We start from the raw sequence: 24,814 nt of genomic DNA, 5'->3' as shown, positions 1-24,814 counted from the left end.
GTGGTTATTCCTGCTTGTTCAGGGTAAACGTGACGCGAAATAAACTGCCCTGCCCGGGTGTGCTGGAGGCGCTGATGCGCGCGTGGTGGCGCTCGACGATTTTTTTTACGATCGCCAGGCCGATTCCTGTTCCTGGGTAGACACCGCGGCCGTGCAGGCGCTGGAAGGGATTGAAGATCCGATCCAGATACTTCTCGTCGAAGCCAATGCCCTGATCCTCGACACAGAGTGCCCACTCACCGCTCTTTACTTGTTCAGAATAGATGCGGATGCATGGCGGTTGACCGTCCTTGTGGAATTTTACTGCGTTACTCAACAAGTTTTGCAGGAGCTGGCGTATCTGGGTCGGGTCACCAAGGATCGGCGGTAGCGGTTCGCGCCGAACTTGCGCATTGCTGTTCTCGAGGTCGGTTTCCATGTCACGCAGTACGCCGTCGAGAATTTGCTCGGTATCCAGCATTTCGAAGGGCTTGCCGCGGGAACTGACGCGTGAGTAATCGAGCAAGTCGCGGATCAGTACCTGCATGCGGTTGGCGGCAGCCCCCATGCGCTCCAGGTAGTCACGGCTCTGTGGGTCTAAGCTTTCCGCACGTGCTCCCAGCCGTTCGGAAAATGTCTGGATCTTGCGCAGGGGTTCCTGCAGGTCATGGGAGGCGACGAAGGCGAACTCCTGCAGTTCGCTGTTGCTGCGCTGAAGTTCTTGCAGGGTGGCCTGTAGCTGCTCCTGGGCTTGTTTACGCGCGCTGATGTCCTTGGCCACGGCAAAAACGCCGACTATGGCGTCGTCCACTCGAATAGGTAAAAAGGTCAGGCTCAGGTCGCGAGGGTTGCCACACAGACCCACGCAACGCGCTTCAACGCGTTGTGCGTTGCCGGCGCAGGATTCGGCAAAACGTTGGCGAACCTGGGGTAGGTCCGCATCGAGGATGCAGTCGGAGAGTTGTTTCCCCAGCAGTTCTTTGCCCGAGCCGAATAGCTCGCCCGCTGCGTGGTTGAGGCTTTCAAACCGGCCAGTGAGGTCGAGGGCGGCGACGGCGTTGGGGCTGAAGCTGAACAGCGAGCGGAAGCGCTGCTCACTCGCCTGCAAGTGTTTGCGGTCCTGCTCCCGTTCGATGGCAATCGACGCGAGCTGGGCGGCATTGGCCAGCAGTTGCAGTTGTTCGTCGCTCGGTGTCATCTCCTCGCGATGGTAGATGGCTAGGCTGCCGAGCGCATGTCCTTGGTTGGATCTCAGGGGAATGGACCAGCACGCACGCAGGCCGTGCGCCAGGGCCGAGGTTCGATAGTCCTGCCAGAGCGGGTCCTGCGCGATGTCTTCGACTATCACCAGCTGCTGGCGGTACACGGCGGTGCCGCAGGAGCCAGCGCTTGGGCCGATGGCTACTCCGTCGATGGCCTGGTTGTAGGTCTGCGGAAGGTTGGGCGCCGCGCCTAGGTGCAGGCTCTGTTGCGCCTTGTCCGCCAGCAATATCGAGCAGAGCCCGGTCGGGTCGCGGGATTCGGCCATTTGGCAGATGGCGTTGAGAATTTCGTTCAGCGGTTGGTTGGTGGAGATCATCCCGAGAATATCGCGTTGATCTTCAAGGTAAGCTTCATAAAGCATCAGGTGGGTAATGTCATGGCCCGCGCAGACGAAGCTGTGTTCGCTCTCCGCCCAGCCGCATGACCAGAGCAGGTGGGCGATGCTGCCGTCCTTGTGCCGGCATCTGTTCTGAAAGTCACGCGGCGGCTCCCCCGACATGGTGGCATTGAGGGTGGAGCGGGTGACTGCTTGATCCTCTGCGAGTACATAGTCCAGGAGAATTCGGCCGACCAGCTCTTCGGGTCGGTAGCCCAGCAGCGGGTAGCATGCGGAGTTGATCTCGATGATGCGGCCGTGTGCATTCAGCGTGAGCAGCAGGTCGGTCGAATGGAGCATGATCCGCTGGTTCAGGGTCTGCAGTGACGCCTGGCGCTGCAGACTGGCCTCCAATGCCTGATTGCTGCGCTGCACTTGCCGTGAGTGCAACACGGTCTGCAGGCGCAAGCGCTGACTGAGCATGAGCATGAAACTCAGCGTGAGGCCGAACAGCAGGACCAGGCTTGGCATGCGCCGCGCCGACGGTTCCAGGCCAATGTTGCCCACGTAACTGACCAGTCGCCACTCCGAGTCGCGCAGACCGCGAATCCGCATCTGGCTGACAGATTTGGGCGTCGTCCTGGGGGGCTGAGCGTCGGAGTCGAATAGCAGCTGCTCATCCTCGAAGACGCGCACGCGGAAACCCTCAAGTTGGTCGTTCAGGGCATCGCCGAGCAGGCGGGAGAGGTCGATGCTTGCCAGCAGCAACCAGCCGGGCTGGTTGGGCAGACCCAGCGGTATGGCACTTAAGCGATGTGGCGGAATGTCCTGGCTCGAGACGGTGATGCCATGAGGACGAGTGTGGTCGTCGAGGGCTTGCAGCCAAGTGCGCAACTGCGGCTGCTTCAGCAGTTGGTAGGCCTGGTCTGTGTCGGCAAAACTGCGGCTGGAGAGCATCTTTGGCTGCAGAGTTGGGTCGAGCAGGGCGAACAGCTCAAAACCAAGAAGGTCACGGAAAAAACTGTGGGTCTCCTTACGCCAAAGCGAATCCGAAGGCAGCTCGTTATTCGCTCGCCAGCGTTCGGCCATACGCAGCATCGCCTGACGGTGTCCCTGAACCGTGCGCTCTATGATGCTACTCAGTTTGTCGAGCATTATCTCGCTGCGACGAACATCCGCTTGCAGGTTATGGAGGCTCAGGAGGTACCAGCCCATGGCGCTCATCACGGCGCACAGTAACCCGACGGCCAGGGTGACTCGATCAAACGGGGTGATGTGCTTTACTGCGCTCACGCCCATACACACTAGGGCCAGCCCACAGCACAGGGTTAAGAGGTTGGCCGCGTCGTAGGCTGCATAGCTGGTGCCCAGTTGCCAACCGCTCAGGGCGGGGTGGTCCGTGGCCAGTTGTGAGAGTCCTGCGAGGCCGATCAACGCCACGCCAAGGCCGCAAGTCAAGCGCCTGCTCAGGGGGTGCCAGCGAGCGATGAGCAGACCTGCGGCAACCAGACAAAAAACCAGGGCCATGGAGCTGCGCATGGGGGGGGCGTCGCTGATCAGCGAGCGGGCCTGAGTGCTGTCTGGCGCTAGCGCATTGACCAGTAGGCTGTACAAACCGATGGCCAGCAACAGTCCGGCCGTTATGCGAAGCAGGCTTTGCCGGTGATTGGCGTAGGCCAGCATGCCGACGCCCAACAGCAGGGCGGCCAGGGTGCTGTCGAGTAGCAGCATGCTGTGGGCGAGGTAGGCGGAGTCAGCCAGCAGATAACCGCCGAGGCTGATGGTCGATATGGCCAGCGCGGCGAGGCCAAGGGTATGGAGATACACCAGGCAGACCACATGTCGAAGGCTAATGTCCATCCTGAGATCCTTGTATGCGTCTAGCAGGGTGTTGAAAAACTACTGCGCTCGGCTATTCGGCGTTGAAATCAATCTCAAAATGCTCATGTACAGCTCGTGCGCTGCGCTTTTTACTCGCTTCGCTCGCCCTGCGGACCAGCCTCTTTCTGTTACTCCGCTTCGCTGCGTTTCGGCTGATTTCGCCTTGTCTAGTTTTCGCTCACTACATTTTTCAACGACCTGCTAAAGGATGTGCGCCGAATACCGGACGGTCGCAGTTAGCCGTTGAACCCATCGATCAGCACCGAGCCGTCACTGTCGCGGCGCACTCGGGTAAGGCCTGGATGCTCCGTTTCCAGGCGCAGTAGTTCCTGTTGCTGGTGGTCCAGAGCGCTTTGCTGCAGGTGCAGCTGCTCGAGTAGGCGTTGGTTCTCGGTACGCAGCAGGTAGAGATCGATGGCGCTGCGCAGGGCAGACTCGACCTCGTAGTCTTCCCAGGGTTTGGAGATAAAGCGATAAACCTCCGCCTGGTTGATGGCCTTCATCATCGATTGACGATCGCCCTGACCGCTCAGTAGTAGGCGCATGGCGTTCGGTTGCCGCTGTTTGGTGAACTGCAGGTAGGTGATACCGTCCACATGGGGCATCTTGTAATCTGAAACGATCACCGCATATTCATGCTCTGTCAGCGCATCCAGTGCCTGATTTACATCACTGAAGGCGTGTACCTCCCAGTCCTGGAGCCGGAGTAGTCGCTGCAGGGCTTTGAGAATCTGCGGTTCGTCGTCAACCAGCTGGATCTTGATCATCAAACGGCGTCCTGTGAGGTGATGCTAGTTTGGGGCGCGGGGCGAACGAACAAGGTGTAACGCGCCCCTTCGCTCTGCTCGAAGGCGATCAGTTTATCGATCAGCGCACGGCTAAGTTGCTTGCCTTCGTTGAGCAGCAGGGTGCCATTTTCAGCATTTAGATTTCGGGCCAGCAGCATGCCAGGCTCCAGTCGCCGGGTGTCGACTGCCAGGATGCTGGGGTCCGCCAGTGCCAGATCAGGAGCGAGTTCAGTACACAGTACGACAAAGCGCTCGCACAGCTGTGGGTCATAGAGTTTGCCGCTGTATTTCTGGATCAGCAGCAAGGCTTCGTCGCGGCTCAGCCTGCGCTCCAACACCAGGCCGCATTGCAGTTCGACGAAGTCCACCGCCAGCTTGAGCAGGCGTGCGCCCAGGGGGATAGTCTCGCCCTTGAGGCGGTCGGGAAAACCGCCACCGTCCCAGCGTTCCTGATGATGGCGAATCAGCCGGGCAGCATCCTGCAGCGGCTCGAGACTCATCAGCAGGCTTTCACCCAATACCGGGTATTGCCGATAGCGCTCACGTTCGGTCTTGTAGAGCAGATCCGCCGGACTTCGGAGCAGATTGTCATTCCAGGTCAGCTTGCCGAGATTGTACAGCGCCGCAGCCATGGCCAGGTCGCGGCTCATGTTCTCATCGTAGCCATGGTGCTCGCAGTAGGCGCGGAGCAAGGCGATAACCTGGCTGTTGGCCTGCTTGTCACGCGGAATACGCTGGGCGACCAGTCCGGAGAACACCTCGGTGGCAGTCACGTAGCTGCGCTTCAACTCGGCATAGGCAAGATCGAGCATGTCGGCGGTTTGCTGCAGCTCCTCGGTGCGGGCGCGAACCCGCAGCTCGAGAGTCGTGTTGAGCTCTTGCAGTCTTTGGTTCTGTTCCTTGGTGAGTTGCTCGAGGCGCTCGCGCTCACGCTCGGAGTGCTGGAATGCCAGCGCCTGACGGATGGTCAGGCGCAACTCCTCATCATCCCAGGGTTTACTGATGTAACGGTAGATTCGCCCCTGGTTGATTGCCTTGATCGTAGTGCTGAGGTCGGCTTGCCCGGTGAGGAGGATGCGCACGCATTCAGGCCAGCGCTGCTGCACCTCGGTAAGCAGGGTGGCGCCATCCATGCCCGGCATGCGCGCGTCGGAAATCAGCAAGTCAACAGACTTTTGATTGAGCAACTGCAGAGCCTGTTCGGCGCCGTTGGCGATGAGGATTTCGTAAGGCTCGTGACGTAGCTGGCGGCATAGGCTCTTGAGGATGTTTTCCTCATCATCGACCAGCAGCAGGGTGGCGCTGAGCTGCTCGTGCTGCTCGTGCTGCTGGGTCATGTCAGGGCACTGCCGTCGCTCGCGGTGCCAGGCTGGCGGATGGGCAGCCAGATGCGGAAAATCGTGCCTTGGCCCGGTTTGCTGCTGACGTCTATGCGGCCATGGTGCTTCTGTACGATGTTATACGACAGCGACAGGCCCAGCCCTGTACCTCTGCCAACAGGCTTGGTTGTGAAGAAGGGCTCGTAGATACGATTGAGTACATGTGGCGCAATACCCACGCCGTTGTCCTCCACTTCCAGCCAGACCCAGTCGTCTTGGTGGCCACTACGAAGGGTGATGCGGCCGAACTGTTCGATGGCGTGGGCGGCATTGATCAGCAAGTTCATCAGCACCTGATTGATCTGCGAGGGAATGCATTCCACTGCGGGTAACTGGCCATATTCCTTGATGATTTCAGCCTTGTACTTCAGCTCGTTGTTCACCATGTTGAGAGTGGTCTCTAAGCCAGGGTGAAGCTCGGCGAAACGGAACGCATCTTCCTCAACGTGGGAGAAATCCTTGAGGGCGGTGATGATCTTCTTGACCCGTTCGATGCCATCCTCGGATTCGCCAATCAGGGCTTCGACATCGCCGCGGATGTAGTCGTACTCCAGGCTGCGCTTGAGCTGCCGAAGTTCGTCCAGATCCGCCGCACTGTCGACTGCGTCGCTGATGCGCAGCAGGTCATGAACATAGCTGGCGAGAGTCTTGAGGTTGGAGAACACGTAGCCGATGGGGTTGTTGATCTCATGAGCGACGCCGGCGGCAAGTTGACCAATGGCCGCGAGCTTCTCCGATTGCAGGAGCAGGGCGTTGGCTTTTTCCAGCTTCTTGATCAGCTGGTCCTGTTCGGTTTGCTTGCCGCTGAGTGCGTTTAGGGCTGCATCCAACTGTTCATTTGAGCGCGCCAGTTCGGTGGTGTCATACAGCAGCAGTGCCAGGCACTGCTCACCTTTTGCATCCAGGAAAGGAAGCAGAAGGGTGCTTTGCAGCATTAAATCTGCCGACTCTCTCGATGGTTTATAGGGCAGTTGGATCAGGTAGGGGTTATCGCGCCACTGGGTGTATACGTGCTGGCCATGATCTCGTGCCTGCACCACCATCTGGCTGAAACGAGGGGTATCCGCCTCTGGGAAAATATCGGTCAGCAGTTGATGGCGAGCTTGCTCGAGAGGCTTGCCACTGCAGTGGCTGATAAAGGGGTTCCAGTATTGGATGCGTAATCCCATGTTAAGGATGATCACCCCAACTCCAATCTGATCTACTAGAGCAGCGGACCAGCTGTTACTGCTGCAATCCATCGCCGGCTCCTTGGCGGGTAGCGGAGAGGGGGGTAGGGGGTGTGAAGTCTGTCTCAAGGATTGGAGTGCTCGATTGACATTTTAATGGCGCCTTGATTATGACGTCATGAATTGAATGCTACCATAGCTTTTTTACCATTCCTCAAACTCAGGTTAGACCATGGCTCTAGAGGATGTGGATGACTCGGTCATCCGCTACCAGTTCCGTTTTCAGGACGGTCGCAAGTGGCGGCACAATGTGGAACTGCAGCCTCAAGAGGAAGATCGTGGGCCGTCGCCGCTGCCATTGTGGACTCGACTGGATTTTCATCAATGCATGCACTGTCCGCTGAGCCCAGAGTCGACCCCGAACTGCCCTTACGCGGCATTGCTGGTGGCGCCGGTCGAGATGTTGGCACAATCGCCTTCGTACGAGCAGGTCGAGGTCGAGGTACGCTCACGCGGACGGGAGACTCGCCAGAGCACATCTATGCAGCGTGGCTTGGGCTCTTTGGTCGGGGCTATCGGCGCGACCTCGGATTGTCCGCATATGCGCCTGCTGAAAGCCATGGCGTGGTTTCATTTGCCTTTCAGTGGGAGCGACGAAACTCTCTACCGCGTGTTCGGCACCTACTTGCTCGGCCAGTACCTGCGAGGGCAGCGAGGTTTGAGTGCGGACTGGTCAATGGGTGGGCTACGCGAGGCGTATCGCAACTTGCGCCTGGTCAACCTGGGCATGACCAACCGCTTGCGCGCTACGATGGTCGAGGATTCAGGGCCAAACGGGATGATCCTGCTCGATTTGTTGGCTGCCGACACCCTCTATTCACTGGATCAATACGAAGGCGAGCTAGATCGTTATTTCACTACGTTTTTTGAATAGGTAGGTTAGGGAGCAGCCTCGCAAGCGCAGAAATGCTGTGACTTGAGCCGATAATCAGTCTCCGTGGCTGACTTGGATGCGCTCGACCCAGAAGTGGAAATTGCTACCTTTGCGTAAGCGTCCAGCCAAGTCACCTTCCGAAGTTGAATTGCTGCGAGAGCTGAAGGGCATCACAGGAGGTGGTGATCTGATGTTCCCAGGGCTGAGGCACCCTGACAAACCAGTCGATGGGTCGACGTTTAACCGAGCGCTGGAGCGGCTCGGGATGAAAGGGTTTTCATGCCACGACTTCCGGGCGACGGCCTCAACACACCTATATGAATCTGGGCTTTTCAGGGCTGAGGTGATTGAAATGCAGCTATCGCATGCCGAGGGAAACAAGACGAAGGCAGCATACAACCACGCTGAATATCTGCAGGAGAGACGAGAGCTGATGCAATGGTGGCAGGACTTCGTCCTGGCTGCTGGTAACTGAAGTAGGGCGGCTCAGGCCGCCCTACTTTGCTTCATCTGCTCAATCCAGCCTTGTACTTCGATCTGTGACCAGCGGGAGTATCGGCCAAGCTTCACCGGTGCCGGAAATTCCTCTAGCTGGATCATGTCATAGAGCTTGGAGCGGCCGCACCCTACTTGCTCTAGTACTTCCTCGATCTTGATGAGGCGGTCGAGTGGCTTGTTCATACGTCCTCCTCTGCCGGCCAAGTGTTGATTGTGTCTTTCATTTTTCCATGCCTTAGCGCTATTCCAATGGGGTCAGCCTATTGGCGCTAGGTCTGATGGCAAACAGGCTAAGTCGTAGATGGGCGCGGGGGAGCGGGTGACGCCTTGGACGGCGTCGGCGCCGTTGATGAAACGGCGCCAACGGTTCGGTAAATCGTTATTGCAGCCAGCTTTCGACGACGTCAGCGCCGAACTCTTCTTTCCAAGCTTTCAAGACTTTGTGGTTGCCGCCTTTGGTTTCAACAATCTCGCCGGTCTTAGGATGCTTGTAGCGTTTAACTTGGCGAGGACGGCGTACGCCGGAGTCCTGTTTGCTGAGCTTGCCGATATTGGTTTGCGGATCGAGGATAGCAATGATGTCGCGCAGGCCTTTGTCGTACTTCGACATCAGGGTGCGGAGTTTTTCCTCGAATTCCATTTCCTTCTTCAGGCCACCGTCTTTCTTGAGAGCTTCCAGCTCTGCCAGTTGAGCGGCCAGTTGCTGTTCAAGGGCGCGAAATTCGGCAAGCTTCGACATTTTATGTGCTTCCTTTTATATGGCTGATTTGAGTATCAACTATAACTCGATTCCACGACTGTTGCAGACGATAAAGGTGAGGGTTGCCGCCGGTTTTCAAGATCGTAGCGGTGGGCAGAAATATCACCCTTGAGGAGGGGCAGGCTGCCTCTATTGAGATCGCGTCTTCGGCACAATGCCAACTTGCATCCCAAATGGATTGAACACGCTATTCAGGGTCTGCACGGTTGGATTTGACTCGTCATGCTCCAACTGACGAAGGGCACGCAGGGAAAGTTTGCACATCTGCGCGAAACGGGCCTGCTGCAATCCGGTGATTTCCTTCCGCAACTTGCGCACAGCCTGGCCGATGCTCAACTCGCCCGACGCCAGTTGGGTCTGTATTTCGCTCAGAATACGGTTGCGCTCGATGATGTCCATTTAGACAAGCCCCCATCGGCTGAGTCGTTGCTGGAGGTTTCGCAGCGCAATACGTGGATGATTCATGGTGGAGTTTGGCAGCCCCTGATCGTTCAGTAGGTCGGGAAGGGCGAGGAAGTTGTGCGCTGCGCCTCTGAGCCTTTCATATAGAACATCTGCGTCGGTCCATTGCGCCAGTGCGGCACAGGCTTGGCGCCAGTTAACCACGCCGGCAATCTCTATAGGTTGAGGCCATTTTGTAGTGCGAGTGATGCCTTCATCATCCATCACCATGGGGGCAAGGTCGTAGATGGGGGCGAGTTTCAGGCCAGTGCTGTTTCGCAATATTGAAGTATTGCGGCCATGGTTGTCCGAATTGCCAAGGATTTGGTTGAGTAAGTCGCGCTGCAGATACTCAAAGATCATGTCACCAACTTGCGTGCCTTGCCCCGTCTGCTGCCACAGCCTGACCAGGTGCTTCAGGGCGTCGGTATGCAGTAGGTAACTGCCCGGCACGGTTACTCCTGCCAGCGAGTACAGGGACTCCATGGCGCTGCGCTCTACACCAGCGGCACTGAGACGACGGTCAAAACGACGCATCCACAGGCTAGGCTTGCGGCCTTCCTCTAGAGCCAGACCTTCGGCAGGTACGGTATCCAGGCCAAGCCGCTGGACGGCCCTGTAGAAGCAGAACTCGCTACGCAGTATGTCTTGGTCGGTCTGCCTAGCCTGGTTACGCGCGAACTTCACGAACCAGTGACAGGTCGCATAGGCATCCGGCAGAGCCGCATCCGGATGCAGGGCACCTTCTCTGTCTTCAGTCAGTAACAGTTTGGGCGCTTCGCCACCCGCGCCTGTGGCGCCACCGATAGCCGCACCCTGCTCGTAGGCGTATTCCAGAAAGCGCGAATCGCGGTTGATTACATCTTCGCGAGAGAAACCCAGCAGCGGATTTCCTTGAAGTGCTAATGCCGCCTCCTTGATGCGCAGGTTGCCCACCGGCGCCGGAGCGCACCGACTCAGCAGGAATAGATCCAGTTCCAGATTCTCGGGTTTCTGTTCGCCCAGACGCTGGAGTAGGAAGCGGCGTGCCGCCCCTGCGGGCAATATGTCGTGAAGGAATGCGGGAGCCGGGGTGCCCCGATAGGAGTCCCAGCCCAATGGCACTGTGGCGCTAACTGCATGCTCAAGGCGGCTGCCCATGTGCTCCAGCGTCTCAAGCAGATATGTCTGCTCATAGCCAAAAGAACACGCACCTGCCAGACCCACCTCGGGCTGCTCGAAGTTGAGGTGCATGGCGTCGTGCCAGGCATGACCACTGTACAGTTGCAGGGTGAGAGAGTGCATATGGACTCCGGCACTTTAATGCCGTTAAGGCTACTGGTTGTCGCGAATAAAGGCAATAAAATGCCTTAAATCACTCCATTACCAGGTCTAAAGAGCACTTTAGTGCCGATTTATTTGGGGCTGATCAAGTAGCGATTTCCATATTTGATCGCAATGGCTGGCTTGCGACAAAGCGTTCAACTTCAAGAAGTGGACTCCGTGTTGGCTCTCCTGAACACCCGATCCCTCGCCATGAACGCCTCCAGCATGTGCGGAATGAGCGTCAGGGCATCGACCTCTTCGCCATAGGCTTGCGAGTGCAGCGAGGCGTAGCGCTCGAGGTCGGCCTTCAGGCTGGCGGGGCAGGTGAAGGTCAGCTTCAGGCTCTCGGTTTTCGGCAGCGGGCCGAGGCGCAGCTTGGGCGTGCTCATTGCGGGTTCCTCTGTTGAGTGGAGAAGGACTGGTAGGGGCGCAGCACCAGGTCGCGATTGACGATCACGCGCAGGGGCAAGCCGGGGCGCTGGGTCAGCGTGGGTTGGATATCGAGATTGCGGCGGGTGACCTCCTGGCCGACCTGGTTCACCGTGTCCTGCAGGCTGTCGCGTCCGGCGATAATGATGCGGTCGCCGTCGGTGCGACTTTCAGGCGCCGCTAACTCGGCACCGATGCCCAGCAGGCTGGTCATGGCTGCGCCGGCGACGATCCGGTCCCAGTGCCAGTCGACGCCATCCTCCAGGCCGGCATAGCCGGCGGCGTCGCTGCCGACCAGGTTGTCGAGCTGGAAGGACGAGGTGTCCGGCAGGATCACCCGCTGCCACACCACCTGCACGCGACTCTGCCCGTAGCTCACCTGGCTGTTGTAGCGGCCGAGCAGGCGTGAGCCCTGGGGAATCAGCACATGCTGGCCGGTGGCGCTGTCGTAGACCGGCTCGGTCACGGTGGCGATCACATCACCCGGCAGGTCCGACTTGATCCCGGTGACCAGGGCCGCCGCGATGACCGTACCGGCCATCACCTGGTAGGGCGAGTCGGGCATCTGCAGCAATCCGGAATTACGAGTTGGTGCATTTACGGATTTACTGAGAAACGCCCCGTTCTGCTCCTGCTGGGCTGGTGTTCCAGATACTCCGGATACCGTGGCTGACGACGCTGCGCCCAGGATCGCGGGATCGAGTTGGGCGCCCCCAGTGGGTGCGACGTTCGATTTCCTCGCGCTGCCGGTCTGGAAAAACACCGAAGACAGCGCTGCTTCCTCGGCTTCCTTGAGCCTGGCCAGGCGTTCGGCCTCGGCCGGGTCGGGACCGGCTTTGCCGTAGCCATAGCCCTGTGCCTGCTGCTCGGCCCTGAGAATGGCGCCACCCAGGTCGCCAGGCAGCGGTGGCCCCAGTTGCGGCACCTCGGGTGCGGCGGGGGGAGGCAGTTGTGAGTAGTCGGCGGGCAACTGCTCCAGGCCCTCGGAGCGGGCGATGCGCTCGACGTTGTACAGCTCGGTCTGCTCTGCGCCATCGCGGCGCGGTTGGGGCTGCAGCGACCACAGCATGGCGCCGAGCACCGCGCTGGCCAGCCCTCCGACCAGTACCGCCAGCATGCGTGGATTGAGGCGGGTGACCGGGCGCGGTTGCGCACGCAGCTCCAGCGACTCCGGTGCCTCCTTGGGCAGCGGCGTCGGCGCCGCGGTTTGGTTGTCGTCCTTGGCCGTCATGTTCAGGGCCTCCGTGCCACGCCATCGGTGCGCTCGATCCGCACCAGGTCGCCCTCGTCGGCGCCCAGGCGCAACTCGGCCGCGCCGAACAGGCGGTCGACGATGTAGTAGGGCGAGCGGAAGCGGTAGTTCACCAGTTGCCCGTCACCTTCCGGGCCGATCACGAATAGCGGCGGCAACTCGCCCTGGGCAATGCCGGCGGGGAATTGGATATACACCTTGCGCCCGTCGTCGAAGGCGCGCAGTGGCTTCCAGGGCGGGTTGCCGCCGCTGATCGCATAGCGAAAGCGCAGCTGCTCCAGCGCCAGGCCGGCGCCCACAGGTGCCGCCACTTGCGCGGCACTGGCACGACGCTGCAGTGCGAGCATGCGGTCCTTGGGGTAGTCCCAGGACACCGAGGCCATCCAGGCGTGCTCGGTGGAGCTCAGTTCGATCAGGTAGGTGCGCCGCGTGGTGGTGATCACCAGATTGGTCTTGAGGTCGGTTCGGGTCGGCTTGATCAGCACGCTGACCCGCAGTTCTTCGCCGCTGCCGCTGGAGGTGTCGCCGACGATCCAGCGCACGGTATCGCCCGCTGCCACGGTGACCAGCTCTTCGCCGGCCTGCAGGTTGATCGCCGTGACCCGACCGGGGCTGGTGTAGACCTGGTACAGCGCACCGTCGGAGTAGGGCCAGACCTGGATGGCGTTGATATAGCCCTCTCGGCTCGGTGGGACCCGGGCATCGCGGTTGGCGCGCGAGACCCGCACGCGCTCATCGGCCGGCTCCTTGGCCGGCTTGCTGGGTTGAGTTTCTGGCAGCGGCTTGAGCTGCGCCGGCAAGGCCAGCGGCTGCGGCACCGCCACCACCTCGATGGGCTTGGGCGGCTCTGGCAGACGCTTCGCTTCTACCGGTTCGTCCAGCGCGATCACCGGTGGCTCATGGCTGGCGCAGCCGGCCAGCAGGCTCAGCAGCAGGGGGCAGATGCAGAGGTTTAGGGCGTTTTTCATGGCTTATTGGCTCCTTGCGTAGTGTCCAATTCGCGGCTCCAGGACAGGCCGTTGACGTAGATGCCCAGCGGGTTGCGGCGCAGCTTCTCCTCGGTGCGCGGCGGCTGCAGCACCAGCGAGATCACCGCGGTCCAGCGCTCGACCCCGGCGGCTGCGCCGTTGACGAAGCGCCGCTCGATCCAGCGCACCTGGAAGGAGCTGTCACTGGCCCGCACCACGCTGCTCACCTCGATCGTTACCGACTCCTTGCCGACCCGGCTGAAGGGATCGTTGGCGCGGGCGTAGTCGTTGAGGGTGGCGGCGCCGCGGTCGGTGGTGGAGTGGTAGGCCTCGAGCCAGTTCTGCCTGACCACCACCGGGTCGATGGACAGCCCGCGCACCAACTCGATGAAACGCGCCAGGTGATGGGCGATCTGCGCATCCTCGGGCTGGTAGGGGCTGGCGGCCTCGCCGACGGCGCGGACCTGGCCGGCACGGTCGACCTCCACCACATAGGGCGTCACTGTCGACTGGGCCGAGCGCCAGAGCAGCCCGCCGGCCATCAGCAGGGCCAGACTCAGGCAGCCGAAGGCCATCAGTCGCCAGTTTCGGGCCTGCGCCAGGCTGCTGCCCAGGCGCCGATCCCAGACCTGGGCCGCGGCCTGGTAGGGCGTGGCCGGTTGCGGGCTGTCGCCGTAGCGCACCCGAGGGCGTTTGAAGCGCATCGTCGTTCTCCTTCACGTATTCGAGGGGTCGCGCACCTGCGGCCCGGGGGATGAGCCACCGCCATCGCCGCCGCGCAGGGTATGGGCGACGGTGGTGGCTGCCTGGGTGAGTTGCTGCCTGCGCTGCAGGCGCTTGGCCCATTCGGGTTGCTTGGCAGGGGTTGTCGATGGGCCGGCCGCCGTGGCGGCACCACCTGTCTCTGCACCTGTTGCTGCAGAACCCGGCGCCATGCCTGCGGCCGATGATTTGGCTCCGCCCATGGCCAGGCGTGCCGCGCCAGGTGCCATGCGGGCCCCGGCCAGCACCGCGCCGCCGACGCCAGGGGCCACGGCAGCGGCACCCGCCGCCATGCCCGCCGCGCCGAGCGCGGTGCCGGCTGCTGCGCCGGCACCCAGTTGGGGGGCGCCGGAAACCAGGCCGGTGGCGATGCCAGGGCCGAAGATGCCCAGACCGAGCAACGCCAGGGCGGCGAGCATGACCACCAGGGCGTGGTCGATGGTGGGCTCGTCCGGCACGGCCTGGAACTCGGCGAACAGCCTGCTGCCGATGCCGACGATCACCGCCAGCACCAGCACCTTGATGCCGGACGCGACCACGTTGCCCAGCACCTTCTCGGCGAGGAAGGCGGTCTTGTTCCACAGCGCGAAGGGCACCAGGACGAAGCCGGCGAGGGTGGTCAGCTTGAACTCGATCAGGGTGACGAACAGCTGGATGGCCAGGAAGAAAAAGCTGACGATCACCACCAGCCAGGCCAGAAACAGCACCAGGATGCTGTGCAGGTTGCCGAAGACCTTGGGGAAGTCACTGAGGCTGCTGATCTGATCGAGCAAGGGTCGCCCCGCCTCGACACCTATGGCGGCCAGGTTCCCCGGCTGCAGGAGCTCGGCCTGGCTCAGTGCGGAACCCGAGGCCAGCAGGCCCAGCCCGGCGAAGGAGTGGAAGAGTATTTTCGCCAGTGCGTTGAAGTTGCCGATGATGAAGGCGAAGGCGCCGACGTAGAGAATCTTGCGGATCAGCTTGGCGCTGACGTCCTCGCCGCCCATGGCCCAGAACAGCCCGGCCAGGGTCATGTCGATGGCCACCAGGGTCAGGGTGAGAAAGGCCACCTCGCCGCCGAGCAGGCCGAAGCCGGTATCGATATACAGGCCGAACACCTCGAGGAAACGGTCGATCACGCTGACGTCGTTCATCGCACGTCCTCGTCGAAGCTCGGCGGGATCGCCGGCAACTCCGCGGCGCTTCGGAACTCGCCCGGTCGCGCGCAGCCGGAATAGAAACGCTCGCTCAACGAAGTGTCGGGCCTGGTGTCACTGGCGTTGCCGCCCTGGCCGCAAGCCGCGAGGCCGAGCAGGACCGAATACAGAATCGACACTCTCATCGCCCCGACCTCCCTACCGATAGAACTGCACGGGGTAGGGCGTATAGGGCGTGCCGCTGCCCATGAAACGCCGGCGCAGTTCCCGCGCTTCCTCGGCCGCGGCGGCCTGGCGCGCCAGCTCCAGGGCGATGGCGCGGTTCTGGGTGATCTGCAGTTGCTGGGCCTGGATCGATTGCTTGGCCTGCAGGGCCAGCAGTTGGTTGGTGGCCTGGGTGGCTTGCAGCGCACCGCCGGCGGCCTGGCTCTGCTGTACCAGTTCGGCCAGCACGCTCTCGTCCTGGGCCAGGTTCTGCGACACCTGGGCCTGTACGCGCAGGGCGGTGTGCAGGCCGTCGAGCCCGTTCCTCCAGCGCTCGCGCGCTTCCTGGGCCAGGCGCTGGCCGCTGATGCCGCTGGCATATTCGGCCGGGTACAGGCGGGCGAACTCCCGGTCCAGGCGCTGCACCTCGAAGGCCAGTCCCCGGGCCTCGGCCAGCAGCCGCTCGGTGCTGGCCAGGGTCACCCGCAGGCGGTTGACCGCGTTGTAGTCCAGCTTCGCCAGATGCCGGGCCTGGTTCAGCAGCATCTGGGTTTCGTTCTGCAGTTGGCTGACCTGGTTGTTGATCATCTCCATGGTGCGCACCGCGGTCAGGGTGTTCTGCACCAGGTTGGTCGGGTCGATTACGGTCACGGCGTTGGCCGGCCGCAATGCCAGCAGGCCCAGAGTCAGTAGCGTGACGACAGGCGCAAGACGGGTAAGGGGCTTCATCACAGGCACTCCTGGCGTGGCGGGGGATAAGAGGCGAGCAGCTCGGCGGCCCAGTCCAGGCCGCGGTGGCGCAACCAGGCAGGGGCGAAATCCGCGGTGCCGGATTCCTGCAGAATGCGATCGATCTCACGCTGCTCGGCCGGGCTGGCGGAGGCGGCGAAGGCCAGCGCCACCGGGCCCAGGTCGAGGTCGAACAGGCGGTTGCCCTGGCGCGACTGGTAGTAGTAATCGCGCTTGGGCGTGGCCTGGGCGATGATCTCGAGCTGCCGGTCGTTGAGGCCGAAGCCCTGGTAGATGCCGCGGATCTGCGGCTCGCCGGCCTGGGGGTTGGGCAGGAAGATGCGACTGGCGCAGCTCTCGATGATCGCCGCGGCGATGCTGGAGTCCTGGATGTCGGCCAGCGACTGGGTGGCGAAGATGACGCTGACGTTCTTCTTGCGAAGGGTCTTGAGCCACTGGCGGATGCGCGCGGCGAACAGCGGCTCGTCGAGAAACAGCCAGGCCTCGTCGAGAATCAGCAGGGTCGGCGCGCCGTCGAAGCGCTCCTCGAAACGGGCGAACAGGTAGCCCAGCACGGCCGCCACTGCCGCCTTGCTGTGCATCAGCTCTTCCATCTCGAAGCACTGCACCTCGGCCGTGCCCAGGCGATCCTGGTCGGCATCCAGCAGCCGGCCATGGGCACCGCCCAGCACGTAGGGCTGCAGGGCCTGGCGCAGGGCGTTGTCCTGCAGCAGCACCGACAGGCCGGTCAGCGTGCGCTGCGCCTCGGGGGCGCCGGCCAGGCTGTCCAGGGCGGTCCACAGCGCGGCCTTACGCTCCGGGCCGACGGCAACCCCCTCCTGCAGCAGGCGCGCCTCCAGCCACTCGGCGGCCCAGGCGCGGTAGCCGGGCTGGTCGATGCGCGCCAGGGGCTGGAAGGCCAGGTCGCCATCGCCGCCCAGGTCGTAGTGCTCGCCTCCCAGGCCCAGCACCGCCGCCCGCAGCGAGCGGCCCATGTCGAAGAGGAACAGGCGCGAGCCCGGGTAGCGACGAAATTGCATAGCCAGGGTCGCCAGTAGCACCGACTTGCCCATGCCGGTGGGGCCGGCCACCAGGGTGTGGCCGACATCGCCGACGTGGGTGACCAGGCGGAAGGGCGTGGCGCCGTCGGTGCGGGTGATCACCAGCGGCGGGCCGTCCAGGTGGTCATTGCGGGCCGGGCCGGCCCACACCGCCGAGAGCGGCATCAGGTGGGCCAGGTTGAGGGTGGAGATCAGCGGTTGGCGCACGTTGGCGTAGGCGTTGCCGGGGATCGACGACAGCCAGGCCTCCACTGTGTTGAGGCTCTCGGCAATGGTGACGAAGCCGCGGCCCTGGATCACTCGCTCGACCCGGCGCAGTTTCTCGTCGGCGACCCGGGCGTCGCGGTCGTGGACCGTCACGGTGGCCGTCACATAGCCGAAGGCGACCTGATCGGCGCCCAGCTCCTGCAGCGCCGCATCGGCGTCGCCGGCCTTGTTCGCCGCGTCGCTGTCGAGCAGCGGGCTTTCCTGCTGGTAGATCGCCTCGCGCAGCAGCGCCAACACACCCTTGCGTTTGGCGAACCACTGCCGACGCAGGCGCACCAGCTCTTTCTCGGCTTCATCCTTGTCCAGGCAGATGAAGCGGGTCGACCAGCGATAGGCGAAACCCAGGCGGTTGAGGTCATCCAGCACACCCGGCCAGGTCGAGGTGGGAAAGCCGCGCACCGACAGCACGCGCAGGTGCTGTTCGCCCAGCCGCGGCGCGAGGCCGGTGGTCAGCGGGCTGTCGGCCAGCAGGGCATCCAGGTGAAACGGCACTTCCGGCACGGCGACCCGCTGGCGGTGGGTCGATACCGTGGTATGCAGGTAGCTCAGGATCTGGCTGTCGTCGAGCCAGGCAAGCTCCGGCATCACCCCGTCCAGCAGGTCGAAGAAACGCTCGCTCTCGGCGACGAAGGCGGCCAGCCGCTCGCGCCAGTCAACGCCACGCTGCGCCCGGTGCTCATAGAGCAGGCCGGCGGCGCGGGCGCGTGACTCCTCCGGCGGCAGGTAGAGCAGCGTCAGGTGGTAGGCGCTCTCGAAGTGGCTGCCCTGGGCCTCAAAAGCGGCGCGGCGCTCCTGGTCCACCAGCCAGGACAGCGGCTCGGAAAAATCACTTTCGGGGTAGTCGGCTGCCGCCAGACGCTCGGCCTCGATGAACAGCGCCCAGCCCAAGCCGAGGCGGCGCAAGGCGTTGTTCAGGCGCGCCGAGGTGGCCACCAGCTCGCCCTGGGTGGCGCTGTCCAGGTCGGGCCCGCGAAAGCGCAGGGTGCGCTGGAAGGCGCCGTCCTTGTTGAGCACCACGCCCGGGGCGACCAGGCCGGCCCAGGGCAGCCAGTCGGCGAGCTGGGCCGGACGGCGTTGGTATTCGCTGAGGTTCAGCATGGCGGCGCTCCTCACACGTCCAGCAGCGAAGGCTGCTTGATATGGCGGGCGAACACCTGCAGGAACTGCGGATCCAGGCGGGCGCCCCAGACGGCCAGCGAGTGACCGACCAGCCAGAGCGCCAGGCCCGGCAGCCACAGCTGCAGACCGAGGCCGACCACCGCCGCCAGGGTGCCGTTGAGGATGGCCACGTTGCGCGGCGCGCCGCCGAGCAGGATCGGTTCGGCCAGGGCGCGGTGCAGTGGCACCTCGAAACCGGGGATGAGTTCGCGTTCGCCGTTCATGCGACCAACGCCCCGCCGGCGAAGCTGAAGAAACTGAGGAAGAAGGACGAGGCGGCGAAGGCGATCGACAGGCCGAAGACGATCTGGATCAGCTTGCGGAAGCCGCCGCTGGTGTCGCCGAAGGCCAGGGTCAGGCCGGTGGTAATGATGATGATCACCGCGATGATGCGTGCCACCGGTCCCTGCACCGAGTCGAGGATGGACTGCAACGGCCCTTCCCAGGGCATGCCGGAGCCCGCCGCAAAGGCCGGCAAGTTGGCGCCGAATAGCAGTGCACCCAGTACTAGGGCGCGGGTGGTGCGTCGGCGCAACACAACGGGGACATGAAGAGGATTCATGGCTGATCTCCTGAGGCAGTGGGCAGGGAAGGGTTGCTATCGAGGGTGTCGATGGGCTGGAGGCGGTAGCCGCGTTCGTCATGGCCGACGACCCGGGCGATCTGCTGGACATGGCGGGTACGGCCGCGCCCAGCGAGGAACACCACCAGGTTGACCGCCTCGGCGATCAGCGCCCGTGGCGCGGCCAGGGCGACCTCCAGGATCAGTTGTTCCAGGCGCAGCAGGGCGCCCTGGGTGGAGCCGGCATGAATGGTGGCGATGCCGCCCGGGTGGCCGGTGCCCCAGGCCTTGACCAGATCCAGCGCCTCTCCGCCACGCACCTCACCGACCACCACCCGGTCGGGGCGCAGGCGCAACGTAGTGCGGACCAGGTCGGCCATGCACACCACGTCGGGTTTGGTGCGCAGGGCGACGTGGTCGAGGGCCGGGCACTGCAACTCCACCGTGTCTTCCAGCACCAGCACGCGGTCGCCACTGCCGGCCACCTCGGCCAGCAGCGCGTTGGCCAGGGTGGTCTTGCCGCTGCTGGTACCGCCGGCAACCAGGATGTTCAGGCGGTTGCGCACAGCGTCGCGCAGGTACTCGGCTTGTCCGTAGGAGAGAATGCCGTCGGCCACGTAACGCGCCAGGGGGATGACGCCGGCGGCGCGCTTGCGCAGGGCGAAGGTCGGCCCGGCTGCCACCGGAGGCAGCACACCCTCGAAACGCTCGCCGGTCTCCGGCAGCTCGGCACTGAGCAGCGGCTTGCCCCGATGTACTTCGGCGCCGATGTGCGCGGCCACCAGGCGGATGATCCGCTCGCCGTCGGCGGCGGACAGGGTGCCCAGCCGGCAGCGGCCACCCGAGAGGCGGTCGAGCCAGAGCGCGCCGTCGGGGTTGAGCATGACCTCGACCACGTCCGGATCATCCAGGGCCGCGGCAATCAACGGGCCCATGGCCGTGCGCAGCATGCGGGTGCGGCGGTCCAGGGAGGCTGCTGCCGCGGTCAGCACTGGGGAGTAAGCAGCGCTCATGAGCGCTCTCCCGTGGCCTGAGGCGCCGGCTGACCCTCCTCGTGCACCTCCCTGGTCAGGCTGCGGCCGCGCTGCAGGTGACGGCCGAGTTGCTCGACGAACTGGGTGAAGCGCAGCTTGCCCTGGGCCCGCGCCGCCTCCTGATGGGCCTCTGGCACCGGCGTGCTGACCGTGAGGTAGTAGCGCACGTAGAGCGCCACGGTCTCGATCAGGATGTGCTGGTCGCGCTCCAGCCGCTCGAACTGGCGCGACAGCCGGTCCAGGCGCTTGGCGATGGCCACTTCCCGTTGCTCGCCCGACTCAGGCGACAGCCAGGAAGCCAGCGCCGCGGCGATGATCGAGGACTTCGACACGCCCTTGCTGATCGCCAGTTCGTTCAGGCGCTTGGCGTGCTCGGGTTGGATAAACAGGTTCAGGCGGGCTCGGCTCATAGGGCTATTCCATCGTCGGGGTCGAGGGCGGCCAGCCGCGCCACGCGCTGCAGGCGCGGATCCGGCTGGGTAGGGAAGGGAGCGGGGACGTCGTCCTCGTCGAGCAGCAGCAGGTCGCTGGCCAGGTCGTCGGGCTCAGGCAGCTGGGCGAGCTCGGCCAATTCGGGCTGACGGCGAGGTCCGCCATCCTCGACGGTCTCGTCGTCGCCCAGGCTAACCGGTGAAGCGTCCACGAGCGCAGGCACGGCCAGGCCACTCCAATCGTCCGCCCGCGGCGCGGGCGCATCCGCGTAGCGACCGGGTTGCAGTTGCGGCGCCGGCAATATCCGACGCTGGAAGTTGCCGTCACCGAAGTAGCGCAGCTTCTTCGCCCTGATCGGCGCATGGCCGGAGAGCATCACCACGGCCTCATCAGTGGGCAGTTGCATCACCTCGCCCGGCGTCAGCAGCGGCCGCGCGGTCTCCTGGCGCGACACCATCAAATGGCCCAGCCAGGGCGCCAGGCGGTGGCCGGCGTAGTTGCGCTGCGCGCGCAGCTCGGTGGCGGTGCCCAGGGTCTCGGAGATGCGCTTGGCGGTGCGCTCGTCGTTGGTGGCGAAGGTCACCCGCACATGGCAGTTGTCGAGGATCGAGTGGTTCTGGCCGTAGGCCTTGTCGATCTGGTTGAGCGACTGCGAGATCAGAAAGGCGCGCAGGCCATAGCCGGCCATAAAAGCCAGGGCCGACTCGAAGAAGTCCAGCCGTCCCAGCGCCGGAAACTCATCGAGCATCAGCAGCAGCTTGTGCTTGCGCGCGATACCGTCGGCGCCTTCGAGGGACTCGGTCAGGCGCCGGCCGATCTGGTTGAGGATCAGGCGGATCAGCGGCTTGGTGCGGCTGATGTCCGAGGGCGGCACCACCAAGTACAGCGACACCGGATGTTCGGCCGAGATCAGGTCGGCGATGCGCCAGTCGCAACGCGAGGTGACCTCGGCCACCGTCGGGTCGCGGTACAGGCCGAGGAAGGACATGGCCGTGGACAGCACGCCCGAGCGCTCGTTCTCGCTCTTGTTCAGCACCTCCCGTGCGGCCGAGGCGACCACCGGGTGGGGGGCCTCGTCCAGGTGTGGCGTGGTCATCATCCGCTGCAGCGTCAGCTCGAAGGTGCAGGCCGGGTCCGAGAGGAAGTTGGCGACGCCGCGCAGGGTCTTGTCCTGGCCGGCATAGAGCACGTGCAGAATGGCGCCGACCAGCAGCGCATGGCTGGTCTTCTCCCAGTGGTTGCGCCGCTCCAACGCGCCCTCCGGGTCGACCAGGATGTCGGCGATGTTCTGCACATCGCGCACCTCGTGGGTGCCGCGGCGCACTTCGAGCAGCGGGTTGTAGGCGGCCGAGGCCCGGTCGGTGGGATTGAACAGCAGGCAGTGGGAAAAGCGCGAGCGCCAGCCTGCGGTCAGGCTCCAGTTCTCGCCCTTGATGTCGTGGATCACCGCCGAGGCCGGCCAGGCGAGCAGGGTGGGCACCACCAGGCCGACGCCCTTGCCCGAGCGCGTCGGTGCGAAGGCCAGCACATGCTCGGGGCCTTCATGGCGCAGGTACTGCTCCTGAAACAGGCCGAGGAACACGCCGGCCGGCCGGGTCAGCCCGGCCTGGCGGACTTCATCCGCCTCGGCCCAGCGCGCCGAGCCGTAGGTGGTGACCCGCCGTGCCTGACGGGCGCGCCAGATCGCCATGCCGATAGCCACTCCCAGCGCCAGCAGGCTGCTGCCGGCGGCGATACTGCCACCGACGTTGAATACCTCCGGGGCATAGGCATCGAAGACGAACCACCACTCGAACAGGCGCCAGGGGTGATAGACCGGCGTGCCCAACAACTCGAACCAGGGCGCACCCAGGCGTGCCTGGTAGCCGAGCGCGGCCGCCGTCCACTGGGTGGCAGCCCATATCCCAGACAGGGTGATGGCCAACACCGCCAGCACCTGGCCGTACAGCACCGTCGTCGCTTGCATCCCTGAGCCCAGCCTCCCTGGCGAATCGCGCGGCACGCACAGGTGCCGCGGGCGAGAGGTTGGGCATTGGCGGGGAAGGGGTCAAAGACCGTTTCGAGGATGATGCTGACTTCGAGCGCGATGGTCCCAGCTAGGGATTGGGGGAGAAGAAGTCAGCGGGGCATGGCGTACAGCGGAAGGTGATGGTCATGGACCTGCGCGCCGCACACGGCCGGCCAAAATTGCTTCGTAGCTGCCTCTGGAAACCGGCTGACCCGGCAAAAAAGGGGACGGACTGACCTATAAATTAATACGTCCTCTTTCTCCACGACTCGGCACGTCGGGAGAGACCCGAAGGAAGACAGGAGCGATTCCAATGAAAGGCACCAACTACGAAAGACGCCAGGTCCTGCTCGGAACAGCCGGCCTCGGCCTTGCCGCAATGCTACCCAGCGCTGGGATAGGGCAGCCATCCGGCACTGTCGGCTCATTGAAAGTGCCGGCAACCGATATTGGCAAGTACCATCGCGAAATCCTGTTCGAGACAACCCACCTGCTAAGCGGTCAACCTCTGTTTTCTGAGGGAGCCTTCGATGTGCAGGTCGATAGTCTTGTGAAGAAAGAAATTATCGGAGAAGGCGATGCCGAGATACTCAGGGAGTTCAGCAAGAACCTGCTGAGCGAGCAAGCGTTCGAAGAGATCGAGGACGATCTGCGAGCCCTCTCGGATAAACTCAAGAGCGCGGCGAACGAAGTTGCCGCAGCGATCGGCAGCATCACCGAGGATAGTCTCCTCTACGTGAAGGAACTCTCGGGGAGACTGGACAAAAAGAAGTTGGCACTGGTGATCGCGCATGACGTGCAGGGCGCGTTGACTGGCGCTGCGACCGGAGCGGCTCTGGGCGCGATCATAGTGGGACTCGGAGCAACTCCTGGAGCCGTCTGAATCGCCCCTAGTTTCGTAAACACCTCCAGGCCTCATAATACGGCCCACTAGGAGGTGCCATGAGCAACCCGCGTTATCCCGAAGAATTCAAAATCGAAGCAGTCAAACAGGTGACCGAACGAGGTCTGCCAGTGGCTGAGGTAGCTGTTCGTTTGGGCATGTCGACCCACAGCCTGTATGCCTGGGTTAAACGCTACAGCAAGCCCCAAGAGCAGCGCGCGCAAGAGGACGATCAGCAAGCTGAGCTGCGTCGTCTTCGTGCCGAACTCAAGCGCGTGACCGAAGAGCGAGACATCCTAAAAAAGGCCGCCGCGTACTTTGCCAAGGAGTGCGGCTGAAGTACGCCTTCATCAACCAGCTATCCGCTGACTATTCGGTTCGCCGCCTGTGCCTGACGCTGAAAGTACATGCCAGTGGTTACTACACGTGGCTGGCTGAACCGAAGTCTGCACGAGCCAAGGATGATCAACGCCTGCTTGGACTGATCAAGCACGCGTGCCTAGAGAGCGGCGGTGTGTACGGCTACCGCAAAATCCACGACGACCTGCGTGAGCTTGGAGAAGCATGCGGCAAGCATCGTGTTGCTCGACTGATGCGCTTGGAAGGGCTGCGCTCACAGACAGGGTATCGTCGCCGACCGGGCCGCTATGGTGGTAAGCCTCCAGCGGCTTCACCGAATCATCTGGAGCGCCGATTCAATGTCACCGAACCCAACAAGGTCTGGGTCACGGACATCACCTACATCCGCACCTATGAGGGCTGGTTGTATTTGGCGGTGGTGCTCGATCTGTTCTCGCGGCAGGTAATCGGTTGGTCAATGAAACCGCAGATGACCAGCGACCTGGCTATTGATGCGTTGCTGATGGCAGTTTGGCGGCGTAAGCCAAAGCAGGAAGTGATGATTCACTCAGATCAGGGGAGCCAGTTCAGCAGCGGCGACTGGCAGAGCTTCCTGAAAGCCAATAACTTGCTTGGCAGCATGAGTCGGCGCGGCAATTGCCATGACAACGCAGTAGCGGAAAGCTTTTTCCAGCTGCTGAAGCGGGAACGGATCAGGCGAAAAATCTATAGCACCAGGCAGGACGCACGCGCTGATGTGTTCGACTACATCGAGATGTTTTACAACCCAAAACGCCGACACGGTTTCAACAACCAGCTGTCACCGGTAGAGTTTGAGAAGCGACATTTACTGAGCCTGGAAAGTGTCTAAGAAATC

Annotated in this window: 25 protein-coding genes; 4 read left to right on the top strand and 21 right to left on the bottom strand. The window is 62.9% G+C overall.

All coding sequences use genetic code 11. The features are described from left to right. Positions 1–4: 4 nt before the first annotated feature. From I0D00_RS21465 to I0D00_RS06760, 4 genes are all read right to left on the bottom strand, one after another. The gene (locus I0D00_RS21465; protein WP_246533186.1) at positions 5–3,418 is read right to left on the bottom strand and encodes a PAS domain S-box protein; all 3,414 of its coding nucleotides are present in this window, start codon (positions 3,416–3,418) and stop codon (positions 5–7) included. A gap of 257 nt (positions 3,419–3,675) precedes the next feature. Continuing rightward, on the bottom strand, positions 3,676–4,206 hold the full coding sequence (locus I0D00_RS06770; protein ID WP_213638973.1) for a response regulator: 531 nt from the start codon (positions 4,204–4,206) through the stop codon (positions 3,676–3,678). Continuing rightward, on the bottom strand, positions 4,206–5,564 hold the full coding sequence (nosR, locus tag I0D00_RS06765; protein ID WP_213638972.1) for a response regulator c-di-GMP phosphodiesterase, NosR family: 1,359 nt from the start codon (positions 5,562–5,564) through the stop codon (positions 4,206–4,208). The genes I0D00_RS06770 and nosR overlap by 1 nt, the downstream gene beginning before the upstream one ends. After that, positions 5,561–6,847, bottom strand: a complete 1,287-nt coding sequence (locus I0D00_RS06760; RefSeq protein WP_213638971.1) for an ATP-binding protein — start codon at positions 6,845–6,847, stop codon at positions 5,561–5,563. The genes nosR and I0D00_RS06760 overlap by 4 nt, the downstream gene beginning before the upstream one ends. A gap of 160 nt (positions 6,848–7,007) precedes the next feature. On the opposite strand from I0D00_RS06760, the gene I0D00_RS06755 reads away from it, so the two are divergent. Both I0D00_RS06755 and I0D00_RS06750 read left to right on the top strand, forming a co-directional pair. After that, positions 7,008–7,709: a DUF6901 family protein gene (locus tag I0D00_RS06755; RefSeq protein WP_215730795.1), complete on the top strand. Its 702-nt coding sequence runs from the start codon at positions 7,008–7,010 to the stop codon at positions 7,707–7,709. Between the two features lie 76 nt (positions 7,710–7,785). Continuing rightward, entirely contained in the window at positions 7,786–8,184 is a 399-nt protein-coding gene (locus I0D00_RS06750; RefSeq protein ID WP_246533185.1) for a tyrosine-type recombinase/integrase, read from the top strand. 11 nt (positions 8,185–8,195) lie between these two features. Here the strand turns inward: I0D00_RS06750 and I0D00_RS06745 are convergent, their stop codons facing one another. The 17 genes from I0D00_RS06745 to I0D00_RS06665 all read right to left on the bottom strand — a co-directional run bounded on the left by I0D00_RS06745 (position 8,196) and on the right by I0D00_RS06665 (position 22,673). Continuing rightward, positions 8,196–8,390, bottom strand: a complete 195-nt coding sequence (locus tag I0D00_RS06745) for a helix-turn-helix transcriptional regulator (protein ID WP_213638948.1) — start codon at positions 8,388–8,390, stop codon at positions 8,196–8,198. Positions 8,391–8,586: 196 nt separating this feature from the next. Further along, positions 8,587–8,946 (bottom strand): histone-like nucleoid-structuring protein, MvaT/MvaU family, encoded by a 360-nt coding sequence (locus I0D00_RS06740; RefSeq protein WP_213638970.1) that lies wholly within the window; start codon positions 8,944–8,946, stop codon positions 8,587–8,589. Between the two features lie 150 nt (positions 8,947–9,096). After that, entirely contained in the window at positions 9,097–9,366 is a 270-nt protein-coding gene (locus I0D00_RS06735; RefSeq protein ID WP_213638969.1) for a helix-turn-helix domain-containing protein, read from the bottom strand. Beyond that, complete coding sequence (locus I0D00_RS06730) at positions 9,367–10,692, bottom strand: type II toxin-antitoxin system HipA family toxin (RefSeq protein ID WP_213638968.1); 1,326 nt, start codon at positions 10,690–10,692, stop codon at positions 9,367–9,369. 182 nt (positions 10,693–10,874) lie between these two features. Then, positions 10,875–11,102, bottom strand: a complete 228-nt coding sequence (locus I0D00_RS06725; protein WP_213638967.1) for a DUF2274 domain-containing protein — start codon at positions 11,100–11,102, stop codon at positions 10,875–10,877. After that, positions 11,099–12,373, bottom strand: a complete 1,275-nt coding sequence (locus tag I0D00_RS06720; RefSeq protein ID WP_213638966.1) for a TraB/TrbI/VirB10 family type IV secretion system protein — start codon at positions 12,371–12,373, stop codon at positions 11,099–11,101. Before I0D00_RS06720 ends, I0D00_RS06725 begins: the two co-directional genes overlap by 4 nt. Before the next feature lie 2 nt (positions 12,374–12,375). Then, a complete protein-coding gene (gene trbG / locus I0D00_RS06715) occupies positions 12,376–13,362 on the bottom strand; it encodes a P-type conjugative transfer protein TrbG (protein WP_213638965.1) in 987 nt (328 codons plus the stop codon). Continuing rightward, entirely contained in the window at positions 13,359–14,066 is a 708-nt protein-coding gene (gene trbF / locus I0D00_RS06710; protein WP_213638964.1) for a conjugal transfer protein TrbF, read from the bottom strand. The genes trbG and trbF overlap by 4 nt, the downstream gene beginning before the upstream one ends. A gap of 12 nt (positions 14,067–14,078) precedes the next feature. After that, positions 14,079–15,257, bottom strand: a complete 1,179-nt coding sequence (gene trbL, locus I0D00_RS06705; RefSeq protein ID WP_213638963.1) for a P-type conjugative transfer protein TrbL — start codon at positions 15,255–15,257, stop codon at positions 14,079–14,081. Then, positions 15,254–15,445: a hypothetical protein gene (locus tag I0D00_RS06700; RefSeq protein ID WP_213638962.1), complete on the bottom strand. Its 192-nt coding sequence runs from the start codon at positions 15,443–15,445 to the stop codon at positions 15,254–15,256. The genes trbL and I0D00_RS06700 overlap by 4 nt, the downstream gene beginning before the upstream one ends. A gap of 13 nt (positions 15,446–15,458) precedes the next feature. After that, a complete protein-coding gene (trbJ, locus tag I0D00_RS06695; RefSeq protein ID WP_213638961.1) occupies positions 15,459–16,193 on the bottom strand; it encodes a P-type conjugative transfer protein TrbJ in 735 nt (244 codons plus the stop codon). Beyond that, complete coding sequence (gene trbE / locus I0D00_RS06690; protein WP_213638960.1) at positions 16,193–18,619, bottom strand: conjugal transfer protein TrbE; 2,427 nt, start codon at positions 18,617–18,619, stop codon at positions 16,193–16,195. Before trbE ends, trbJ begins: the two co-directional genes overlap by 1 nt. Before the next feature lie 11 nt (positions 18,620–18,630). Beyond that, a complete protein-coding gene (locus I0D00_RS06685; protein WP_213638959.1) occupies positions 18,631–18,903 on the bottom strand; it encodes a VirB3 family type IV secretion system protein in 273 nt (90 codons plus the stop codon). Beyond that, positions 18,900–19,241, bottom strand: coding sequence for a TrbC/VirB2 family type IV secretion system protein (locus tag I0D00_RS06680; protein ID WP_213638958.1), 342 nt, complete (start codon positions 19,239–19,241; stop codon positions 18,900–18,902). The genes I0D00_RS06685 and I0D00_RS06680 overlap by 4 nt, the downstream gene beginning before the upstream one ends. Beyond that, positions 19,238–20,254 (bottom strand): P-type conjugative transfer ATPase TrbB, encoded by a 1,017-nt coding sequence (gene trbB / locus I0D00_RS06675; RefSeq protein ID WP_213638957.1) that lies wholly within the window; start codon positions 20,252–20,254, stop codon positions 19,238–19,240. Before trbB ends, I0D00_RS06680 begins: the two co-directional genes overlap by 4 nt. Further along, on the bottom strand, positions 20,251–20,685 hold the full coding sequence (locus I0D00_RS06670; RefSeq protein WP_213638956.1) for a CopG family transcriptional regulator: 435 nt from the start codon (positions 20,683–20,685) through the stop codon (positions 20,251–20,253). Before I0D00_RS06670 ends, trbB begins: the two co-directional genes overlap by 4 nt. Then, complete coding sequence (locus I0D00_RS06665; protein WP_213638955.1) at positions 20,682–22,673, bottom strand: conjugal transfer protein TraG; 1,992 nt, start codon at positions 22,671–22,673, stop codon at positions 20,682–20,684. Before I0D00_RS06665 ends, I0D00_RS06670 begins: the two co-directional genes overlap by 4 nt. A 355-nt stretch (positions 22,674–23,028) precedes the next feature. Here I0D00_RS06665 and I0D00_RS06660 point away from each other — a divergent pair, with 355 nt between their 5' ends. Together I0D00_RS06660 and I0D00_RS06655 are read left to right on the top strand one after the other, a co-directional pair. Beyond that, positions 23,029–23,598, top strand: a complete 570-nt coding sequence (locus tag I0D00_RS06660; protein WP_213638954.1) for a hypothetical protein — start codon at positions 23,029–23,031, stop codon at positions 23,596–23,598. A gap of 59 nt (positions 23,599–23,657) precedes the next feature. Then, positions 23,658–24,808 (top strand): IS3 family transposase gene (locus tag I0D00_RS06655; RefSeq protein ID WP_213638953.1). Its coding sequence is split into 2 segments (ribosomal slippage): positions 23,658–23,901 and positions 23,901–24,808, totalling 1,152 coding nucleotides; the frame shifts between segments, so codons are not numbered across the junction. Positions 24,809–24,814: the final 6 nt, after the last annotated feature.

Source organism: Pseudomonas lalucatii (genome assembly GCF_018398425.1).
Taxonomy (GTDB): Bacteria; Pseudomonadota; Gammaproteobacteria; order Pseudomonadales; family Pseudomonadaceae; genus Aquipseudomonas; species Aquipseudomonas lalucatii.
This window is presented reverse-complemented; position numbering and strand designations above follow the sequence as displayed.

Excerpts from the sequence above, each read along its gene's own strand:
- I0D00_RS21465 (WP_246533186.1), bottom strand. The coding sequence starts at position 3,418 with ATGGACATTAGCCTTCGACATGTGGTCTGCCTGGTGTATCTCCATACC.
- I0D00_RS06770 (WP_213638973.1), bottom strand. The coding sequence starts at position 4,206 with ATGATCAAGATCCAGCTGGTTGACGACGAACCGCAGATTCTCAAAGCC.
- nosR (WP_213638972.1), bottom strand. The coding sequence starts at position 5,564 with ATGACCCAGCAGCACGAGCAGCACGAGCAGCTCAGCGCCACCCTGCTG.
- I0D00_RS06760 (WP_213638971.1), bottom strand. The coding sequence starts at position 6,847 with ATGGATTGCAGCAGTAACAGCTGGTCCGCTGCTCTAGTAGATCAGATT.
- I0D00_RS06755 (WP_215730795.1), top strand. The coding sequence starts at position 7,008 with ATGGCTCTAGAGGATGTGGATGACTCGGTCATCCGCTACCAGTTCCGT.
- I0D00_RS06750 (WP_246533185.1), top strand. The coding sequence starts at position 7,786 with ATGCGCTCGACCCAGAAGTGGAAATTGCTACCTTTGCGTAAGCGTCCA.
- I0D00_RS06745 (WP_213638948.1), bottom strand. The coding sequence starts at position 8,390 with ATGAACAAGCCACTCGACCGCCTCATCAAGATCGAGGAAGTACTAGAG.
- I0D00_RS06740 (WP_213638970.1), bottom strand. The coding sequence starts at position 8,946 with ATGTCGAAGCTTGCCGAATTTCGCGCCCTTGAACAGCAACTGGCCGCT.
- I0D00_RS06735 (WP_213638969.1), bottom strand. The coding sequence starts at position 9,366 with ATGGACATCATCGAGCGCAACCGTATTCTGAGCGAAATACAGACCCAA.
- I0D00_RS06730 (WP_213638968.1), bottom strand. The coding sequence starts at position 10,692 with ATGCACTCTCTCACCCTGCAACTGTACAGTGGTCATGCCTGGCACGAC.
- I0D00_RS06725 (WP_213638967.1), bottom strand. The coding sequence starts at position 11,102 with ATGAGCACGCCCAAGCTGCGCCTCGGCCCGCTGCCGAAAACCGAGAGC.
- I0D00_RS06720 (WP_213638966.1), bottom strand. The coding sequence starts at position 12,373 with ATGACGGCCAAGGACGACAACCAAACCGCGGCGCCGACGCCGCTGCCC.
- trbG (WP_213638965.1), bottom strand. The coding sequence starts at position 13,362 with ATGAAAAACGCCCTAAACCTCTGCATCTGCCCCCTGCTGCTGAGCCTG.
- trbF (WP_213638964.1), bottom strand. The coding sequence starts at position 14,066 with ATGCGCTTCAAACGCCCTCGGGTGCGCTACGGCGACAGCCCGCAACCG.
- trbL (WP_213638963.1), bottom strand. The coding sequence starts at position 15,257 with ATGAACGACGTCAGCGTGATCGACCGTTTCCTCGAGGTGTTCGGCCTG.
- I0D00_RS06700 (WP_213638962.1), bottom strand. The coding sequence starts at position 15,445 with ATGAGAGTGTCGATTCTGTATTCGGTCCTGCTCGGCCTCGCGGCTTGC.
- trbJ (WP_213638961.1), bottom strand. The coding sequence starts at position 16,193 with ATGAAGCCCCTTACCCGTCTTGCGCCTGTCGTCACGCTACTGACTCTG.
- trbE (WP_213638960.1), bottom strand. The coding sequence starts at position 18,619 with ATGCTGAACCTCAGCGAATACCAACGCCGTCCGGCCCAGCTCGCCGAC.
- I0D00_RS06685 (WP_213638959.1), bottom strand. The coding sequence starts at position 18,903 with ATGAACGGCGAACGCGAACTCATCCCCGGTTTCGAGGTGCCACTGCAC.
- I0D00_RS06680 (WP_213638958.1), bottom strand. The coding sequence starts at position 19,241 with ATGAATCCTCTTCATGTCCCCGTTGTGTTGCGCCGACGCACCACCCGC.
- trbB (WP_213638957.1), bottom strand. The coding sequence starts at position 20,254 with ATGAGCGCTGCTTACTCCCCAGTGCTGACCGCGGCAGCAGCCTCCCTG.
- I0D00_RS06670 (WP_213638956.1), bottom strand. The coding sequence starts at position 20,685 with ATGAGCCGAGCCCGCCTGAACCTGTTTATCCAACCCGAGCACGCCAAG.
- I0D00_RS06665 (WP_213638955.1), bottom strand. The coding sequence starts at position 22,673 with ATGCAAGCGACGACGGTGCTGTACGGCCAGGTGCTGGCGGTGTTGGCC.
- I0D00_RS06660 (WP_213638954.1), top strand. The coding sequence starts at position 23,029 with ATGAAAGGCACCAACTACGAAAGACGCCAGGTCCTGCTCGGAACAGCC.